Below are 16,135 nucleotides of genomic sequence, written 5' to 3' on the forward strand. Positions count from 1 at the left end.
GGAGGAGTTCACCTACGCCACCGCCGAGACCGTGCTGGCCTACGGCGACGTCATCATCGTCTCCGGCAAGACCAAGCAGATCGAGCGCTTCACCGGCCTGCCCTGAAAGGGTACGAACTCCCGCGAAAAGGCTCTGGTCAACGCTCCTCGCCGCTGTTACCGTCAACGTCGGAGCGCCGGGAAGTCTGGTCGGCAACGTCATATCGGACCGGCTTCGAGGAGGCGCCCATGCCGGGCAGCCCTGCCGTGCTCATCAGTGACCTGACCAAGCGTTTCGGCGGCGTCCACGCGTTGAACGGCCTGAACCTCAGTGTGCGAACGGGCGAGGTGCACGGCTTCCTCGGCCCGAACGGGGCCGGTAAGACCACGGCCCTGCGCGTCCTGCTGGGGTTGATGCGCGCCGACTCCGGTCACGCCGAACTCCTCGGCGGACACCCGTGGCGTGACGCCGTCGAACTGCACCGGCGGCTGGCCTACGTGCCGGGCGATGTCGTGCTCTGGCCGACGCTGTCCGGCGGGGAGGCCATCGACCTGCTCGGGCGGCTACGCGGCGGACTCGACCTGCGGCGCAGGGCGGAGCTGCTGGAGCGCTTCGACCTTGACCCGACGAAGAAGGGCGGCGCCTACTCCAAGGGGAACCGGCAGAAGGTCGCACTCGTCGCCGCGCTGGCCTCCAACGTCGAACTGCTGTTGCTGGACGAACCCACCTCCGGTCTCGACCCGCTCATGGAGGCGGTGTTCCGCGACTGCGTAGCCGAAGAGCGGGACAACGGCCGTACCGTGCTGCTGTCCAGCCACATCCTGTCGGAGGTCGAGGCACTGTGCGACCGGGTGACCATCGTCCGTGAGGGCAGGGTCGTCGAGAGCGGGACGCTGACCCAGCTGCGCCACCTGAGCCGCACGTCCGTCACCGCCGAACTCGCCCGTACACCGGACGGGCTGGCCGCGCTTCCCGGCGTGCACGACCTGGTCGTCGACGGCCCGCATGTGCGGTTCGAGGTCGACCCCGACGGGCTCGACGGCGTCCTGCGTCTGCTCAGCGAAGCGGGCGTGCGAAGCCTCGCCTGCCGGCCGCCGTCCCTGGAGGAGCTGTTCCTGCGGCACTACCGGGTGAACGCGGCATGAGCGCCCTCACCGGCACCGGCACACTGGTTCGGCTCGCCCTCCGCCGCGATCGGCTGCGACTGCCCATCTGGGTCGTCGTCATCCCCGGGCTGGTGACGGCCACCGCTTCGGCGATCGTCGAGCTGTACCCGACCATGGGGGAGAGGCTCGCGCTGGGGCTCGCCATCGGCGCCAACCCGGCTCTGCGGGCGCTCACCGGACCGATCTTCGATCCGTCCTCCGCCGGAGGTCTGACCGCCTGGCGGGTGACCGGCGTCGCCGCCGTCCTCACCAGCCTGTTGAGCGTCCTGTTCGTCACCCGGCACACCCGCGCCGAGGAGGAGACCGGCCGAGCCGAGCTGATCGGCGCCGGGACGGTCGGCCGTCACGCGCTTCCGGCGGCCGCCGTACTCGTGGCCGGTGCGGCGAACCTCGCCGTCGCCCTGCTCAGCGCGCTCGGTCTGGCCACGCGGGGACTGCCCGTCTCCGGGGCGCTGGCCTTCGGCCTGTCGGTGGCGGGGACGGGCTGGGTGTTCACCGGCGTCGCGGCGCTGACCGCGCAACTGACCGAGACGGCCCGCGCCGCCAACGCCATCGCCCTCGCCGCACTCGGTCTGGCCTTCCTCCTGCGGGCGGCGGGAGACGCGGCCGACGGTGACACGCTGTCCTGGCTGTCCCCCCTCGGCTGGGCGCAGCGGGTGCGGGCCTTCGCCGACGAGCGATGGACGGTGTTCGCCCTGTTCGCCGTGGCCGCGGCGGCTCTGTCGGCCGTCGCCCACCTGCTGGCCGGGCGTCGTGATGTCGGAACGGGTCTGCTGTCGTCCAGGCGGGGGCCCGCGACGGCGGCACCACGTCTGAGCGGCCCGACGGCCCTGGCCTGGAGACTGCACCGAGGCGTGCTGCTGGGCTGGGTGATCGCGTTCGCCGTCGTGGGAGCGGTGTTCGGCGCGCTGGCCCTGAGCGTGGGCGACATCGTGGACGACAATCCGCAGCTCGCCGCCCTGATGGCGGGGTTCGGCGGCGCGGGGGCCGTTGTCGACGCCTTCCTCGCCACCGTGATGAGCCTGCTGGGCATGGTGGCCGCGGGTTACGCGGTGCAGGCCGCGTTGCGGCCACGGGCCGAGGAGGTCGCGGCGCGCGCCGAACCGGTCCTGGCGGCGGCCGTGTCCCGCTGGCGGTGGCCGGCCGGTCATCTGGTGTGGGCACTTGGGGGCGCCACGACGGTCCTCGCCGTGGCGGGGCTGGCCGCCGGTCTCGCACACGGTATTCGTGTCGGTGATCCCGCGGGTCAGGCCCTTCGTATCACCGGTGCGGCGCTGGCGCAGGCGCCCGCGGTGTGGGTGATGGCCGGGGTCGCGGTGCTGTTGTTCGGGTTCGTACCCCGGCTGACCAGCCTCGCGTGGGCGGTGCTGGGGGCGTTCGTCCTGCTCGGCCAGCTGGGCAGGTTGCTCGGGATCGACGAACGGATCCAGGACCTGTCGCCCTTCGCCCATCTGCCGCGGGTTCCCGGAGGCGAGGCGACGTTCGGCCCTCTCGCCTGGCTGGTCGTGGTCGCCGCGGCGCTGGTCCTGGCGGGTCTGGCCGGTTTCCGGCGGCGAGATCTGACGGGCGGCTGACCGGTCCGCGCCGGTCGCGGGCAGGCCGGGTCCCTGCGGGTTCGCCGCGCCGTCGGCAACCCGGGGACGCCCTGTGGCCGGGAGCGGTCACAGCGGCCCCGGTTCGCCACAGCCCCTTCTGACGGCTCCACCTTCGATGTCACTTTCATCCCTGGAAAGGCGGAACGAATGCTCGTACTCGCCATCCTCAGTGTGATCGGTCTCGCTGTGCTCGCGCTGGCCGCCGACCATCTGGTCATCGGCGCCGGACGGCTGGCCGGGCGGCTCGGTGTCCAGCCGGTCGTCGTCGGCGTCGTGGTCATCGGATTCGGCACCAGTGCCCCGGAGCTGGTCGTGGCCGCCACGGCGGCCGCCCGGGGACACACGGATCTGGCCGCCGCGAGCCTGGTCGGCTCCAACATCGTCAACATGACGCTGATCCTCGGCGTCGGCGGGCTGACGGCCGCACTCGCCGTACGGTCGTCGATCCTGCGGCGTGAGGCTCCGTTGTCCCTGGCCGCGGTGACGGCGTTCGCGGTGGCCCTGACGTACGGCCTCGGCCCGGTGACGGGTGTCCTTCTCACCCTGGCGATGGTCGCCTCGGTGGTCATGCTCCTGAGGTTCGCCCGTGCGGACCCGCGAGACGCCCTGGTCGCCGAGACCACGGATCACCTTGGGGCCGCGATACGGCCCCGCCTGGTGGTCGAGGCAGCCCGGACGATCGTCGGGTTGGGCGGAACACTGCTGGGGGCGCAGTTGCTCGTCGCCAACGTCTCCGAGCTCGCCATCCGGGCTGGAGTGTCCTCCCAGGTCGTAGGTTTCACCCTGGTGGCGCTCGGCACCTCGCTGCCCGAGCTGGTCACCTCGGTCCAGGCGCAACGCCGTGGCGACGGTGACCTGGTCATCGGCAACCTGCTGGGCAGCAATCTGGTCAACAGTCTGGTGGGAGGAGCGGTGGTCGCCTTCTCCTCCGGCGGTGTGCCGTCCGCTGTGGCTCCGGCGCTGGTCGTGGCCATGGTCGGCATCAGCGGAATCAGCTGGGGCCTGCTCGCCCGGGGCAGCAGGCTCAGCCGTCGGGAGTCGGTCCTCCTGCTCGTCCTCTACGGTGCGCTGCTCCCGCTGATCGTTTCAGCGGGTCCCTAGTCGGCCCGCGAGGAGGATCGGAACGGCCGGCGGCGACAGGAAGACGAGGCCGACGAGCCAGCGGGTGGCTCGGCGAGCTGCGGGGTCAGCGTCGGCGGTGACCTTGGCGGAGGCCTGTTCACCAGGGTGAACAGGGCGACGAACCGACCAGGGCCTGTGGGCTGTAACGGCCGGGCAGGTTTCCAACGCGGTCTCCACCTCACGCCTCCGCACGGGTGTAACGGCGGCGCAGGTGGGCTGCGGCGGTGACGATCCAGGTGAAGCCGACCAGCAGGGCGGCGTGTTCGAGCAGCCCGGCGGGTGCGGGCCGGACCACGCCCTGAAGGTCCAGTCGGAAGGCGACGCCTGCGGCGACGGCGAAGGCGATGACCAGCGCACCTGACCAGCGCGAGTAGAGCGCCCAGCCTCGACCACCGGCGTGTGGGCCTCGGGCCAGCACCAACGGCGTGGCCGCCAGAGCGGCGAACAGCACCAGACCGGCCAGCCCGTGAATGCGGCCCGCGGTGGTGACCACCTCAGACAGGCCGGGCGGGTAGCCGAGGGCGGGATCAGTGGGCACGACCCCCGCCACGACCATCGCCAGAGCGGCGGCGGCCACAAGGAACGGCGCCCAGACCGCGGCCCGGCCGGCAGGAAGAGCACGGCGCATCCCGGCGGCGAAGGCGAACAGCAGGAGCCCGCCGATCACGAAGTCGGCCGTTTGCAGCCAGCCCCGCTCGCCGGTGCCGAGCTGGCTGGCGCCGTGATGCCAGAGGCTGTAGCCGGGCCGGGTGGCGCCGTCGAGCAGGAGCAACACTGGGACGAGGACACCGGCGGCGGTGCCGCATGCGAGAAGGGGTGCGGTCGGGCGCATCGGGAACAGCCTCCTAGCTCCACGACCGAAAGATCGCGGGCCGACCAGGCTTCCCGGCTCACCGACGTTCGCGCCCCACCGTGGGGCGCGTTCCTGTAGACGCCTGGAATGTAACACCTGGCCGCCGACCCGGCCAGGTGTTCACGGCCCTCAGCCCTTGATGAAGCGGCGCGTCATGTACCGGCGTACCGGAGGCAGGGAGGCCAGCCTCAGCGGGAGCAGGCTCAGCCACAGCAGCAGCGGGCTGGCGGGGGCGTAGACGCCTTTGACGCGGCGGCCGAGCCTCTGTTTGCGTTCGGCTTCGGGCCGGATGGCGGCCTCCCACGCGGTCAGCGCGGCGGAGACGTCTCCTGGGTGGGCGGCCAGTTCGGTGCCCAGGCGGTCGGCGCCTCCGACGGCCAGTGAGGAGCCGTACCCGGCGAACAGGGTGACACACCAGGCGGCGTCGCCGAGCAGCACCACCCTGCCTCTGCTCCAGGTCGGTGCCACGACCTGGCTGATGGTGTCGAAATAGACCGAGTCGGCCCGAGCCAGCCCGGCGAGCGTTTCGGGGATGACCCAGCCGAGGTCGCCGTAGACGCGTCCCAGCTGGGTGGCGACGTCCTCGCCGGGACGGGCGTGGTCGGCGCGGTAGCCGAAGAAGGCGACGTTGCGGCCGTCGCCGACACTGATGACCGCCGCGGTACGGCCGTTGGACGACAGGGTGCCGGTCGCGCCGGGTGCGATACCGGCGGGCCGCCGGTCCAGCATGAAGACGGCGACCTTGTGCCCCAGGTCGAGCAGGAAGTCCTCCTCCGGCCCGAACAACAGGGCACGGGTGGCCGAGTGCAGGCCGTCGGCGCCGATCAGCAGGTCGGCCTCCTCGGTGCTGCCGTCGTCCAGGGCGACGCGGACGGCGTGGTCGTCCTGGTCGACGGCGGTGATGGTCGTGCCGAAGCGGATCTCGGTCCGGTCGTGGACCTTCTCGTACAGGACGGATTCGAGGTCGCCGCGCAGGATGGTGATCGAGCGCGGGCCCGTGGTGGCGGCGATGGTGGCGCGGTCGAGGGCGAAGCGGCGGGATCCGTCCCTCTTGTGGTAGATGAGTTCGGTGGTGTCGAACGCCTTGGCTCGCAGGTCGTCCAGGATGCCGAGGCGTTCGGCGGCGTCGTAGCCGATGCCGCCGAAGGTGACGGCGTAGCCGCCGCCGCGGCGGGCCGGGGCGCGTTCGACGATGAGGGTGTCCCAGCCGATCTGGTGCAGGCGCAGGGCGGTGGCCAGGCCGGCGATACCGGCTCCGATGATGACGGCACGCATGAAAGTCGGTTGTCCTTAGTGGGAGAGCTGGTCGAGCAGGCGTTGTTCGGCGGCGGCGTCCAGCCAGGTGTCGGGAGAGGGCGCGTCCGTGCGGGGTGTGGGGTCGCCTTCGGCCTGGAGCCAGGCCCAGGTGTCGGCCAGGGTCGCGCGCAGCGGGCGCGTGGTGAGGCCTTCGGTGAGGGCGGCGCTGACGTCGGCGTCGTGCATGCCGCTCGGGACACCGCCGTCGGGCAGGCGTAGCCCGAACTCCATGCCGAGCGGCAGGCCGTACCTCCGGAGGAGATCCGGTTCGGCCCACACCAGTTCGGTGTCGAAGCCGGTGACCTCCAGGGCCGTGGTGAGGAGTTCGCCGAGGGTGGTCGCGCCGGGTGGACCGGTCACGGTGAAGGCGCCGCTGAGACCGCGTTCGGCGCAGGAGAGCATCCAGGTGGCCAGGTCGCGGGCGTCGAGGTACTGCAGGGGCGCGTCGGCGGGGGAGGGGGCCAGGACCCGGCCGCCCTTCTCCAGGCGGCGCAGCCACCACGGGACGCGGCCGACGTCCTCGTACGGGCCGAGGATCATCCCGGCTCTGGCCAGTAACGCGCGCCCCGCGAAGGACTCCAGGACGGCGAGTTCGCCGCCGCGCTTGGCGGCGGCGTAGTCGGTGCCGTCGGTACTGCCGGGGTCGCCGTCGACCAGGGGCGCCGACTCGTCGGCGCCGGAGGGCCAGGGCCAGCGGTGCACGCCACGGCTGGAGACGTATCCGTAGTGTCCTGTCCTGTGCGCCAGCAGGCGGGCGGCCTCTCGCACCTCCCTGGGAGCCCAGGCCCAGGTGTCGATGACCGCGTCCCATTCGGTGTCGCCGAGTGCCTGCCGTACGGACTCGGAATCCGTGCGGTCGGCGATCAGGGCGCGGACTCCGGGGGCGGGGTCGCGGCTGAGCCCGCGGTTGAGGGTGGTCACCTCGTCGCCGCGCTCCAGCGCGGTTTCGACGACGGCGCGGCCGACGTGGTGGGTGCCGCCGAGTACGAGTAGCTTCACGATGCTCCTGAAGTGAGTGGCAGCCAGAGGGCTGACGGGTTGCGGCGGTCATGGAGGATCCCGTGTTCCGAAGAGGCGGCTCGCTCCCGGGCGCGCGCGGGGTTCGCCGGTTCCGGGGCCGCGGCCGAAGCGCGGGTGGGCGCCGCTGGAGGCCTGCAGCCGGATGCGGTGGCCGCGCGGGAAGCGGTGTGGGCCGTCGGCCACAGGGTGATGTCGGCGGTCCGGATGTCACCCGGCTCCGCGGGCGGATGCGGCCGTCGCACACGTTGACCGACCGGCCCGCGGGTCAACGTCGCAGACGCGGGTGAAGTGGTCGACGTGCGGGTTGTCCGAGCGCTGGGGCGGCCGGACGGGGACCGGGCCGATGGCCTGGACATCCTCGGTGAGGGGTGAGGTGGTGAAGGTCGGCACGTCGGCTCTGGCCTCGATGGCGCGATTGTCCTTCGCGGGCGTGGAGCCTGCCGCCATGGGGCCACGGGCCGACCAGCAGCCGCACGGCCGGCCCGGCGGCCGGGATCCCCACGTTACGCCGGACGCGGGCTGGACGGCGTAGGGCGGAGCGCACGCCGTACGAACGGCTGAACAGGGTCATGGCCGGTCACCTTCTTGTCTCGTCGCTGATGAGAGATCACGCCGCCGACCAGGCTTCCCGGCACACCATCGAACCCCTCACGAGAGGCCGATGAGAGAACAATACCGAAGTTTCAGAAATTTCTGAATATCCGTAGCTTTCGGTACTCTGTTTCTCCCAAGGAGGCGAACACGTGAACGACCGGTATGAGCAGCGGCAGGCGGCGGAACGACTGGCCCTCACCCTGACCGAAGGTGGATTACAGCGCATGGCCGCGCGCACCTTGGCGGCCTTCCTGTTCACCGACCAGGAGAGCATCACCGCCGGCGAGATCGCCGACCAGTTGGAAGCCAGCGCCGGTTCGGTGTCCGGCGCGATCAAATCCCTGACGACGGTCGGCCTGATCGAACGCCTGCCCTCGCCCGGCAGCCGCCGCGAGCACTACCGGCTCCGCGACGATGCCTGGGCCACCCTGTTCACCAGCCAGAACACCGTGATCCAGGCCATGCTCCAGGCCGCGTCAGCCGGCATCGCCGCCACCGATGAGGACGATCCCGCCCGGCGGCGCCTGACGCAGATGCGCGCCTTCTACGAGTTCCTGCTCGGCGAACTCCCCGCCCTGCTGCACCGCTGGCACCGGCAGTCCGGCTGATCCCGGCCTCGGCCGGCCGCCCCTGAGACGGGCGATCGCTCACCTGGTGCGGTGACCCCTTGGACCGTGTCCTATGGGGTGAGCCGGACGTTGGCGAGGCACGGGAAGGAACACATGGGATACAGATTCGCACCTTCCGGGGTCGCGGTGATCGCCGGTGGAGGGCCGGCCGCGCCCAGCGCTCGATGTCGGCGGGCATCGGCGATACTGTGGGCGTGGAGTACGTGTCCAGAGTGCCGCGACCGCCGCTGGACGGGCTGATCGACGACCTTTACTACCTGGAGGGCGCGCCGCCGTACGCCCGGCTGACGTTGCCGCCGATGCCGGCGGCGTTGCTCATCGTCAACCTCGGGGCGCCGTTCCGCATCCGCGCCGGCACCGACATCGAAACGGCCGAGTACGCCGACGGCTGCGTGGTCACCACACCCACCCGCGTGTTGGAGTTCGGCTACCCACTTCGGACCCGATCCGTCGGCGTGCACTTCAAGCCGTGGGGGCTGGCACCGTTCCTGCCGATGCCCGCAGCCGAGCTGTGTGACCGGCCGGTGACGGTGGAACAGGTTTGGGGTCGGCCCGCCATCGCTGAGCTGCGCGACCGGCTGGCCACGGCGAACGGACCGCACGAGATGCTGACGCTGCTTGAGAAGGAGCTGACGCGACGGCTGTGCGAGACCGCCGGTCTGGGGCTGGTCCGCCATACGAGCAGCGTCATCGCGGCTACCGGCGGGGCGGTGGCGATCGGCGACCTGAGCGTGGCAGCCGGTGTCAGCAGCACTCATCTGGCACAGAGGTTCAAGAGGCTCATCGGCGTCACGCCGAAGCGGCTGGCCCGCACCTACCGCTTCGCCGCCACCGTGTTCGCGATCGACCCCGCCGGGCCGATCGACTGGGGCGACCTCGCCGGTGGCGCAGGCTACTTCGACCAGGCCCACTTCGGTCACGAGTTCCGGGCGTTCACCGGGCTCACGCCGACCCGTTACATCGAAGTCCGGCGGCGGTTCCTGCGCGAACATCCCGGCCACACGCTGGACGGTTGGCCGCTGCCGGCCGATTGATTTCTTACAAGAGCGACGGCCCATGACACGCTAATTTGGGGCACCCCAAAGCAGAGGAGAGCCCGATGGGCAAGGTGGTCATGTACGGCTCGGTGTCGGTGGACGGCTTCGTCGCGGATGAGAACGACCAGCCCGGACCGCTGTTCGACTGGTTGTCCAGCGGTGACGTCCCGTTGGATGAAAGCGGCGAGTTGCAGGTGTCGCAGACGTCCTACGACCACACCCGGCCGTACTGGGACCAGATCGGAGTCACGATCGTCGGCCGTCACGTCTTCGACCTGACGGACGGCTGGGACGGGAAGCCTCCGGGCGGCATCGACCACGTGGTCGTCGTGTCGCACCGGCCGATGCCCGAGGGCTGGGACCCCGAGGCGCCGTTTCACTTCGTCGACGGCGTCGAGGCAGCCATGGCCAAGGCGCAGGAGCTTGCGGGTGACCGCGTGGTCGAGGTCGCCGCCGGCGACGTCGGGGGCCAGGTGCTTGCCGCGGGCCTGATCGACGAGGTGCGCATGGACGTCGTACCCGTCGTGTTCGGGTCCGGCAAGCGTTACTTCGGGTCGGTCCACGCGCAGCACCTGCTGGAGGACCCTGACGTGGTGATTCAGGGCAACCGGGTGCTTCACCTGCGCTATCGGGTGCGCCGTTGACCGATCTGGGCGGGTACGCGAAGAAACCAACTGCGAACGGTGACACCTGCCGCGCCCACGACTCCCGGGGTCGGGCCTTCCCCGCATGGCTGGAGGCCGGCGACCTCGACGGCGACCCGCTCATCGACGCCCGCAACCGCGACCACAAGACCCACATGAAGGCCGGGCTGCGCCGCGCGCCGGTGTCGAGGAGATGCCTCCTCGCCTTGCTCGTTCCTTGGATGCGAAAAGCCCCGCCCAGGCTTGCGGTGCGCCGTAGCGCAAGCCCGGGCAGGGCTGGTTTCACTGGCCGGTCAGTGTCGGCCCCAGTCCAGGACCTGGGTGTCGATCCAGTCGATGCCGCCGTAGAGGCCGGCGCCGCAGCGCTGGCGCACGCGCATTCCGCTGGCGGTGTTGGTCTCGCGCACGGTGCCGATGGGCTTGGTTCTGCCGTCGCGGCCCTGACAGCCGATGCCACGGGCCCGGGCGTCGGCCTCGATCTGGGCGGTGTCGGGCCCGTCGTCGTCGGGGTCGGCGGTAGCCGCGGCGGGCAGGGCCAGGGCTCCGAGAACGAGCAGCGCGGCGACGGCGCCGACGGGCAGGAACCTGGTGAGGGTTCGGGACATGCTCACGTCCTTGAGGGTCGGGGCTGGGTGCGCCCGGGATGAAGAGCCTCGGCGAAGTGGCTCTTGGGGGTGTGTCCGACCCCAAGGATTTCCTTACAGTGATCGGTCAACTACTATCCGCATCGACAGGGTGGTGTCACTCCTGCAACATCAGTCACTCGGCGAGCAAAGGACACCTTCCGCGCGAGAGTCGAGCTGGCCTTATCCGCTGAGTCTTCTTCTGGCTTCTCGCTCCGGGGGGGGGGCGGCTCGCTGAGATCGAAGGGGGTCTCAGCGGATAGGGAGAGTTGGGCAGTTCGCGGACCTGTTGCCAATGCGGCCGGAGTTCCACCCGGGTCATCCGTCGGGCTGTCATCGCAGGCGTGTCGGTGACCGGGTCGTCTTCGACAAGCTGCTGCGTTTCGGCTGTCCCTGCGAGGCGATCGCGGATGCGACGTGCTCGGCCACGACGATCCGCAGCCGTCGTGACGAGTGGACACCTCTGGGGACCTTCGCGCAGTTCAAGCGGATCGCGCTGGAGTCCTACGACCGGATCGTCGGCCTGGTCCTGGACCGGGTTGCTGTGGACGGCTGCATCGCCAAGGCGCCTGGACTCCGGCAAGACCCGCGCCCTGCTTGCCGAACGTGGCCCGGACGGCCGGATCGCGCGCAAGGGCGAGAAGGCACCGGTCCAGGCAAGCGACAGGTGGCATGTGGAGCGTACCCATGCCTGGCAGAACGCCTTCCAGCGCCTCGCCCGCTGCCACGAACACCACGCAACGGTCATTAACGCGTTCTTCGATCTCGCCGACACCGTTATCACCGTACGCAGCCTGATCCGCCGGGCCTGGACAACCCACCGCTGGGACAACCGGCCCAACCGCCACCCGTGAACACACGCCCGATGGCGCGTCGAGTGGTTCATCGCTCGTCGTCGAGGCCCTCAACGTCGACAGGCTGCCTTCCGTCGAACGTCACGAGGATTCCGTAGGGGTCCGCCAGCCGGAGCCTGCTCTCCGTGAAACGGATTGCCCAGGTTCGGTCGGCCCACACGGTCGCTTCGGGGACTGCCAGTGGCAACTCCGGAAGGTCGAGCCAGCTCAGTTCCTCGGTTGTGAGCTCGAAGTGCGATTCCCGGAGTCGGGTGCGGCAGTACTCCAGAGCTTGGTCGACGAAGACATCGAAATGGCTCACGACGTCGTGAGCGAAATGGAGGGTGGCCTCTTCCGGCGGGGCGGCCGGTTCGACCACCAGACTCATCCCGGTCTCGACCGCGCCTTTCGGCTCCGGGAAGTAACCGGTCCAGCAGACCAGCGATGGAGGGCTCTCCATCCTTCTCAACACGACCTCGGCGATACGCACGGTCGCGGGCAGTCTCGCGTCAACGCCAGGCTCTTCAGCGCCCGAGCTTCTCGTGGGTGCGCCGTTGTCGGTCATCGGCTCAGCGTAGGTCAAGCCTGGTCATGATGATGATCGACAGCCGAGGCGCGTAGCCACTTGTGCCCTCCGACCCAAGCCCTATTCGCGCGGTCTGTTAGCCGTAATGGTGTCGTCGACTGTTCAGGAAAGGAGGTGGATCAGATGCAGGACACGCGTACGGAGCCGGTGAAGGTGTACGAGTCGCCACTGGTGGCGGAGGCCGGCGCGTTCGTCGTCACGACCTTCGGCAGCCTCGACCCCAACCGCCGGAGGGCGGCATCTCCTACCGCGACGAAGACGACGACTGAGACTGACCGACGGTTCGGAACGGAGAAGGGGCGGCCGGATGCGCCGGTGCGACCGAGCGCAGCTGGTGACATCGCCGGACCGTGCGGCGGCCGACGCCGTCGAACAGGCACGGAGGCACGGGTGTCGGTGTGGTGCCACACGCACCCGGCCGTCCCTCGGCCGGCGCTTGAGCCGGTGACACCGACTTGAGCGCCGGGCCTCTTGACCGCCCGTGCTTCCCGCTCGGCTACCGCGAGAGACCGAAGCGCAGGTGAAGGGCGCGGCGCTTTCCCCTCCGCCGGATCATCCCCCTTCTTCTACGTCCCCGTACCATTGTTCGGCCTCTTGCCGCAGCCGACCGTTCGGAAGGGAGCTCACGACCGTGAGGAAGTCGTCGACGTCCCGATGCGAGGGAAGGATCTCTACGGGCACGGTGTCGAACGCGTAGGGCGACCCCGTCACGGGCAGCACATCGTCGATTTCAAGCACCACCGCGGTGCGGTCGCGCAGGAGCCGGCGGTAGACGGACACGTACAGGTCCCGCTGGTAGCCGCGCCCCGTCCACTCCTGCTCCGCCAGGCCGAACCGGACACCCAGGCGGACGACGTCCTGCCACAGTAGTTCCAGCAGCGGGGGAGCCGCGTTCGCCCGCTCGCGTTCGTGTCGTGGCGTACGAGCCTCGCGGATACGGCTGCTTTCGATCGCGCGCCGCACCTCATCCGAAGGGGCCGGCACGAAGAAGGTGCTGCTCGTCCCTCCCAGCAGGGCTTCGGCCTCGTCGTTTCGCACCCTTGCCAGGCTCGCCAGACGGTCACCGATCAGGGGTGCCTCCACCGCCAGGAGGTGCTCGCCTCCCGGATGCCGGCGGTCCCACTCGCTCACGGCCCGGCGAGCCCACAGGCCGACGGCCCTACGGACGGCCGCGTGGGTGACGCCATCCACCTCCGGGTAGCGGGCCCCCGCCGGATGTCCCTCGAACGCCCCCCGTACGACGTCCCACTGCAGCAGGTGCACCGTGCGGCCTTCCCGCGAGGCGACGATGGCGAACTGCTGCAGCATCAGCGATTTCCCCACCCCGGGGATACCGGTGAACACCACGCAGCGTTGATCGCGTGCCGCCGCCTGATATCGCCTGGTCAAAGGAGACCCCTGCGGGAGTACCAGGCGTGGGATCATGATTCACCTTTCGGCCTGGAGGGGACGCCACAGCCAAGCTGCATGTTCGAGGCGTTCAACAGATGCGGTGAAACCTGGTCGCTGGCGGCGCGTCACACCTGTATCGCTGACTGTCATCATACGAATACTTTCTGCTATGAAGGGGGTGTATCCCCAGGGAACCCCCGATCAGCAAGGAAGGCGGCCTCGATCCGCCACCGGAAACGCACGCCGACCGGATGACGGTGATCCCGGGCCACCAGCCCGTCTTTTCCTGATCGTGGAGCGTGTACGGCCTTGCGAAGGCCGGCCCGGCCAGGATCGAGCATGGCCGTTTGGACTCACGACACGTTCCTCACCGGAATCCCGTGTACGTCGAGGTCGTGGGCCGGGTGCTCCACGACCTTCGGCGATGTCGAACTGCCCGGACCGCCGGTACCCGATCGGACCGCGCCTTCGCCGGGCTCCTCCTGATACGTCGGCACCTACACGTCGAGCACGTCCGAGGCCACGGTGGGCCAGGGCGCCCTGGGACGCCTGGGGCTGGAACGCGTCCCGGTGGGCGTCAGTGCCGAACTGGACGAGGTGCCGTGCCGGACGGAACGGCTCGCCCGGCGCGGCGACTCACTGATCCCGGCCGTGCCCGAACGCGGTGTCCACGCCCCGCTCGCCTTCCTCGGTGACGACGGGCGGGGCCACGTCCTGTATCCGCGCACCGGCGCGTGTCGCCGTGACCGGCCCCGGCCCAGAACGACGTCGTCACCGGCCCCGGCGGTGAGACGTCCGAGCGGGCCGTACGACGGCGGACCGTGGTGCGGGGGAGGACTTGACGGACTCCGGGCCGGGGCGGGCGCCGGGGGCGCGCCGTCGGTCGGTCTCACCTGGAACCCGCAGCGTCACCTGCGCCTGCGCCGAAGCGGCCGGGGGTGCCTCGGCGCGGGCGGCGAGCCGGTCGACGTCGTCGTCCGGCTGGTTCGGTTCGCGCAACAGTGCGGAAAGCTGCCGGGCCAGGACGCTCCGGTCGACCGTGGACGGGTGTTCCTGGTCGCGCGGGCGCGCCAGGGCGGCTTCGGTGACCAGGTGCGGCACGTTCACCCCGGACTCCTGGACGGTTTCCTTGACCAGGCGCTGCTTGCCGCCGTGACCGCCGGCCCCCATGATGATCACTTCGGCGTCCTCCGTCAGCCGTTCTTCTCGCGGGGCTTCTTCTGTGAGCCGGGTGGTGTCGTGGTGCTTCGTCATCGATGACCTCTCGATTCGTGTCGTTGTCGCGCCGTGACGCGTTCGTCCGTAGCCGGACCGGGATGTGGTTGTCAGCCGGGAGCCAGGCGGCTGCGGTGTTCCCAGGCGCGGTACTCCTCGGCCCTGGCCTGGTTCATCTGGTTGACCAGGTCGAAGGACCGGCCGCCGACGATCAGCCGCAGGGGCGGGTCGGGCAGGTCCACAAGTCGCATGACGACCGGCGCGGCCGTGCTCGGGGCGTACTCACCTCGTCGCCCCGCATCTCGGCCAGTTTCGCCCGCAGCGGGTCATGCGCCGACGCGATCTCCCCTGCTCAGCGCCGCCTCCGCGAACGCCCTGCCCCGTCCCCTGGACGCACCCGTGATGAACCAGACACGCATGGCACTCGCTCCTTCCTCAGTCGTCGAGGGCCTGGTAGAGGGTGGTCCAGAAGTCGCTCATCAGGTGTGCCGGGCTACGGTACCGGCCCGGCCGGTGACACGCGCGAGGGTCGCCTCCGTGGCGGTCATATCGGGCGCCTCCCGAATGGGGGAGCCCAGGAAGAACCGGTCGGCCCCTTCACGCCCCAGCTGCTGATACTCGGCGACGAGGCCGTGCATCTCCCGCTCATAGGCGGCGAACGCCATCGTGTGGTCGCCCCGCGACGGCCAGTTCACCGGCCAGGACGTAAGCGCCGAGCGCCTGCGAAGCGCCGTGGCCCGAGGCCGGAGCCGCGCAGTAGCCGGCGTCCCCGAGGAGCACCACCCGGCCGGAGGACCAGCGGTCCATCTCCACTTGGGCGTTGGCGTCGAAGAAGAAGTCCTCCGCCCTGTCCATCTCCTCCAGCAGGTGCGGGATCCGCTCGCCCTCACCGGCGAACCGCTCGGCCACGATGCGTTGCGCGTCGGCATGCTGCCCGCCAACGCCTACGACCTGCGCCCCTACTGGGACGTCTTTCGCCTCCGGCACCCACAGTGGAGACTGCGCGTCCAGAAATCCCAGTTCAGCGACGCCTTCGCCACACTGCGCCGTGGGGACATCGACGCCCTGATCACCTGGCTGCCCGTCGACGAGCCGGACCTCACCGTAGGACCCGTCTTGTTCGCCGAACCCCGGGTGCTGGCCGTCTCCACCGGCCACGAGCTCGCCCGGCGCACGTCGGTCTCGCTGGAGATCGCCGCCGACTTCCAGCATCCGCAGTCCGACACCCGGCCCGGCTACTGGTACGACGCCTACATTCCGCGCGAGACCCGCCGCGGCCGCACCATCGAGCGCGGCCCCGTGGTGCAGGACACGGAAGAGGCCATCACCCTCGCCAGCATGGCCGAGATCGTCGTGCTCTTCCCCTCCCACATGACTCGCTACTGGGTACGGCCGGACATCACCTACCTGCCGGTCACCGACATGGGGCCGCTGCCGTACGCGCTGGTGTGGCGAAGTGAGGCGGAGAGCGAGCCCATCCGGGCACTGGCCGGGATCATCCGCGATCTGGGCCCTCTCCCGTCGGCCCCGGCCGCCCCTTGACGCCGCCC

Annotated in this window: 17 protein-coding genes and 1 pseudogene; 8 read left to right on the top strand and 10 right to left on the bottom strand. The window is 70.3% G+C overall.

The window, feature by feature from the left end:
• Positions 1 to 228: 228 nt before the first annotated feature.
• The 3 genes from ABZ463_RS40120 to ABZ463_RS40130 all read left to right on the top strand — a co-directional run bounded on the left by ABZ463_RS40120 (position 229) and on the right by ABZ463_RS40130 (position 3,842).
• A complete protein-coding gene (locus ABZ463_RS40120) occupies positions 229 to 1,125 on the top strand; it encodes an ABC transporter ATP-binding protein (RefSeq protein WP_352012084.1) in 897 nt (298 codons plus the stop codon).
• Complete coding sequence (locus ABZ463_RS40125; RefSeq protein WP_352012085.1) at positions 1,122 to 2,720, top strand: ABC transporter permease; 1,599 nt, start codon at positions 1,122 to 1,124, stop codon at positions 2,718 to 2,720. Before ABZ463_RS40120 ends, ABZ463_RS40125 begins: the two co-directional genes overlap by 4 nt.
• A 168-nt stretch (positions 2,721 to 2,888) precedes the next feature.
• Positions 2,889 to 3,842, top strand: a complete 954-nt coding sequence (locus ABZ463_RS40130) for a hypothetical protein (RefSeq protein ID WP_362785097.1) — start codon at positions 2,889 to 2,891, stop codon at positions 3,840 to 3,842.
• Between the two features lie 199 nt (positions 3,843 to 4,041).
• Here ABZ463_RS40130 and ABZ463_RS40135 read toward each other — a convergent pair whose 3' ends face one another.
• The 3 genes from ABZ463_RS40135 to ABZ463_RS40145 all read right to left on the bottom strand — a co-directional run bounded on the left by ABZ463_RS40135 (position 4,042) and on the right by ABZ463_RS40145 (position 7,011).
• Positions 4,042 to 4,695 (bottom strand): DUF998 domain-containing protein, encoded by a 654-nt coding sequence (locus ABZ463_RS40135; RefSeq protein WP_362785100.1) that lies wholly within the window; start codon positions 4,693 to 4,695, stop codon positions 4,042 to 4,044.
• A gap of 150 nt (positions 4,696 to 4,845) precedes the next feature.
• The gene (locus ABZ463_RS40140) at positions 4,846 to 5,991 is read right to left on the bottom strand and encodes an FAD-dependent oxidoreductase (RefSeq protein ID WP_352012088.1); all 1,146 of its coding nucleotides are present in this window, start codon (positions 5,989 to 5,991) and stop codon (positions 4,846 to 4,848) included.
• A 15-nt stretch (positions 5,992 to 6,006) separates the two neighbouring features.
• A complete protein-coding gene (locus ABZ463_RS40145; RefSeq protein WP_362785103.1) occupies positions 6,007 to 7,011 on the bottom strand; it encodes an NAD-dependent epimerase/dehydratase family protein in 1,005 nt (334 codons plus the stop codon).
• Between the two features lie 764 nt (positions 7,012 to 7,775).
• On the opposite strand from ABZ463_RS40145, the gene ABZ463_RS40150 reads away from it, so the two are divergent.
• From ABZ463_RS40150 to ABZ463_RS40160, 3 genes are all read left to right on the top strand, one after another.
• Complete coding sequence (locus ABZ463_RS40150; protein WP_362785106.1) at positions 7,776 to 8,234, top strand: MarR family transcriptional regulator; 459 nt, start codon at positions 7,776 to 7,778, stop codon at positions 8,232 to 8,234.
• A 215-nt stretch (positions 8,235 to 8,449) separates the two neighbouring features.
• On the top strand, positions 8,450 to 9,289 hold the full coding sequence (locus ABZ463_RS40155; protein ID WP_362785109.1) for a helix-turn-helix domain-containing protein: 840 nt from the start codon (positions 8,450 to 8,452) through the stop codon (positions 9,287 to 9,289).
• Between the two features lie 65 nt (positions 9,290 to 9,354).
• The gene (locus ABZ463_RS40160) at positions 9,355 to 9,936 is read left to right on the top strand and encodes a dihydrofolate reductase family protein (RefSeq protein ID WP_352012093.1); all 582 of its coding nucleotides are present in this window, start codon (positions 9,355 to 9,357) and stop codon (positions 9,934 to 9,936) included.
• A 293-nt stretch (positions 9,937 to 10,229) separates the two neighbouring features.
• On the opposite strand, the gene ABZ463_RS40165 is transcribed toward ABZ463_RS40160, so the two are convergent.
• On the bottom strand, positions 10,230 to 10,541 hold the full coding sequence (locus ABZ463_RS40165) for a hypothetical protein (RefSeq protein WP_352012095.1): 312 nt from the start codon (positions 10,539 to 10,541) through the stop codon (positions 10,230 to 10,232).
• 277 nt (positions 10,542 to 10,818) lie between these two features.
• On the opposite strand from ABZ463_RS40165, the pseudogene ABZ463_RS40170 reads away from it, so the two are divergent.
• Positions 10,819 to 11,413: pseudogene (locus ABZ463_RS40170) on the top strand (hypothetical protein).
• A 28-nt stretch (positions 11,414 to 11,441) separates the two neighbouring features.
• On the opposite strand, the gene ABZ463_RS40175 reads toward ABZ463_RS40170, so the two are convergent.
• The 6 genes from ABZ463_RS40175 to ABZ463_RS40200 all read right to left on the bottom strand — a co-directional run bounded on the left by ABZ463_RS40175 (position 11,442) and on the right by ABZ463_RS40200 (position 15,440).
• Positions 11,442 to 11,957 carry a hypothetical protein gene (locus ABZ463_RS40175; RefSeq protein ID WP_362785114.1) on the bottom strand — a complete coding sequence of 172 codons (516 nt, stop codon included), beginning with the start codon at positions 11,955 to 11,957 and terminating at the stop codon, positions 11,442 to 11,444.
• Positions 11,958 to 12,530: 573 nt separating this feature from the next.
• Positions 12,531 to 13,286 (bottom strand): hypothetical protein, encoded by a 756-nt coding sequence (locus ABZ463_RS40180; protein WP_362785117.1) that lies wholly within the window; start codon positions 13,284 to 13,286, stop codon positions 12,531 to 12,533.
• Positions 13,287 to 14,141: 855 nt separating this feature from the next.
• Entirely contained in the window at positions 14,142 to 14,624 is a 483-nt protein-coding gene (locus ABZ463_RS40185) for a hypothetical protein (RefSeq protein ID WP_362785120.1), read from the bottom strand.
• Between the two features lie 71 nt (positions 14,625 to 14,695).
• Complete coding sequence (locus ABZ463_RS40190) at positions 14,696 to 14,836, bottom strand: hypothetical protein (RefSeq protein ID WP_362785124.1); 141 nt, start codon at positions 14,834 to 14,836, stop codon at positions 14,696 to 14,698.
• Positions 14,837 to 15,064: 228 nt separating this feature from the next.
• Positions 15,065 to 15,250: a hypothetical protein gene (locus tag ABZ463_RS40195; protein ID WP_362785127.1), complete on the bottom strand. Its 186-nt coding sequence runs from the start codon at positions 15,248 to 15,250 to the stop codon at positions 15,065 to 15,067.
• Positions 15,231 to 15,440 (bottom strand): hypothetical protein, encoded by a 210-nt coding sequence (locus ABZ463_RS40200; RefSeq protein ID WP_362785130.1) that lies wholly within the window; start codon positions 15,438 to 15,440, stop codon positions 15,231 to 15,233. Before ABZ463_RS40200 ends, ABZ463_RS40195 begins: the two co-directional genes overlap by 20 nt.
• Before the next feature lie 12 nt (positions 15,441 to 15,452).
• Here ABZ463_RS40200 and ABZ463_RS40205 point away from each other — a divergent pair, with 12 nt between their 5' ends.
• Positions 15,453 to 16,127 carry a substrate-binding domain-containing protein gene (locus tag ABZ463_RS40205; RefSeq protein ID WP_362785133.1) on the top strand — a complete coding sequence of 225 codons (675 nt, stop codon included), beginning with the start codon at positions 15,453 to 15,455 and terminating at the stop codon, positions 16,125 to 16,127.
• Positions 16,128 to 16,135: the final 8 nt, after the last annotated feature.

It is taken from the genome of Streptosporangium sp. NPDC020145, from assembly GCF_040631275.1.
Classification (GTDB): domain Bacteria; phylum Actinomycetota; class Actinomycetes; order Streptosporangiales; family Streptosporangiaceae; genus Streptosporangium.

Excerpts from the sequence above, each read along its gene's own strand:
- ABZ463_RS40120 (WP_352012084.1), top strand. The coding sequence starts at position 229 with ATGCCGGGCAGCCCTGCCGTGCTCATCAGTGACCTGACCAAGCGTTTC.
- ABZ463_RS40125 (WP_352012085.1), top strand. The coding sequence starts at position 1,122 with ATGAGCGCCCTCACCGGCACCGGCACACTGGTTCGGCTCGCCCTCCGC.
- ABZ463_RS40130 (WP_362785097.1), top strand. The coding sequence starts at position 2,889 with ATGCTCGTACTCGCCATCCTCAGTGTGATCGGTCTCGCTGTGCTCGCG.
- ABZ463_RS40135 (WP_362785100.1), bottom strand. The coding sequence starts at position 4,695 with ATGCGCCCGACCGCACCCCTTCTCGCATGCGGCACCGCCGCCGGTGTC.
- ABZ463_RS40140 (WP_352012088.1), bottom strand. The coding sequence starts at position 5,991 with ATGCGTGCCGTCATCATCGGAGCCGGTATCGCCGGCCTGGCCACCGCC.
- ABZ463_RS40160 (WP_352012093.1), top strand. The coding sequence starts at position 9,355 with ATGGGCAAGGTGGTCATGTACGGCTCGGTGTCGGTGGACGGCTTCGTC.
- ABZ463_RS40165 (WP_352012095.1), bottom strand. The coding sequence starts at position 10,541 with ATGTCCCGAACCCTCACCAGGTTCCTGCCCGTCGGCGCCGTCGCCGCG.
- ABZ463_RS40175 (WP_362785114.1), bottom strand. The coding sequence starts at position 11,957 with ATGACCGACAACGGCGCACCCACGAGAAGCTCGGGCGCTGAAGAGCCT.
- ABZ463_RS40180 (WP_362785117.1), bottom strand. The coding sequence starts at position 13,286 with ATGCTGCAGCAGTTCGCCATCGTCGCCTCGCGGGAAGGCCGCACGGTG.
- ABZ463_RS40185 (WP_362785120.1), bottom strand. The coding sequence starts at position 14,624 with ATGACGAAGCACCACGACACCACCCGGCTCACAGAAGAAGCCCCGCGA.
- ABZ463_RS40190 (WP_362785124.1), bottom strand. The coding sequence starts at position 14,836 with ATGCGACTTGTGGACCTGCCCGACCCGCCCCTGCGGCTGATCGTCGGC.
- ABZ463_RS40195 (WP_362785127.1), bottom strand. The coding sequence starts at position 15,250 with ATGGCGTTCGCCGCCTATGAGCGGGAGATGCACGGCCTCGTCGCCGAG.
- ABZ463_RS40200 (WP_362785130.1), bottom strand. The coding sequence starts at position 15,440 with ATGGACAGGGCGGAGGACTTCTTCTTCGACGCCAACGCCCAAGTGGAG.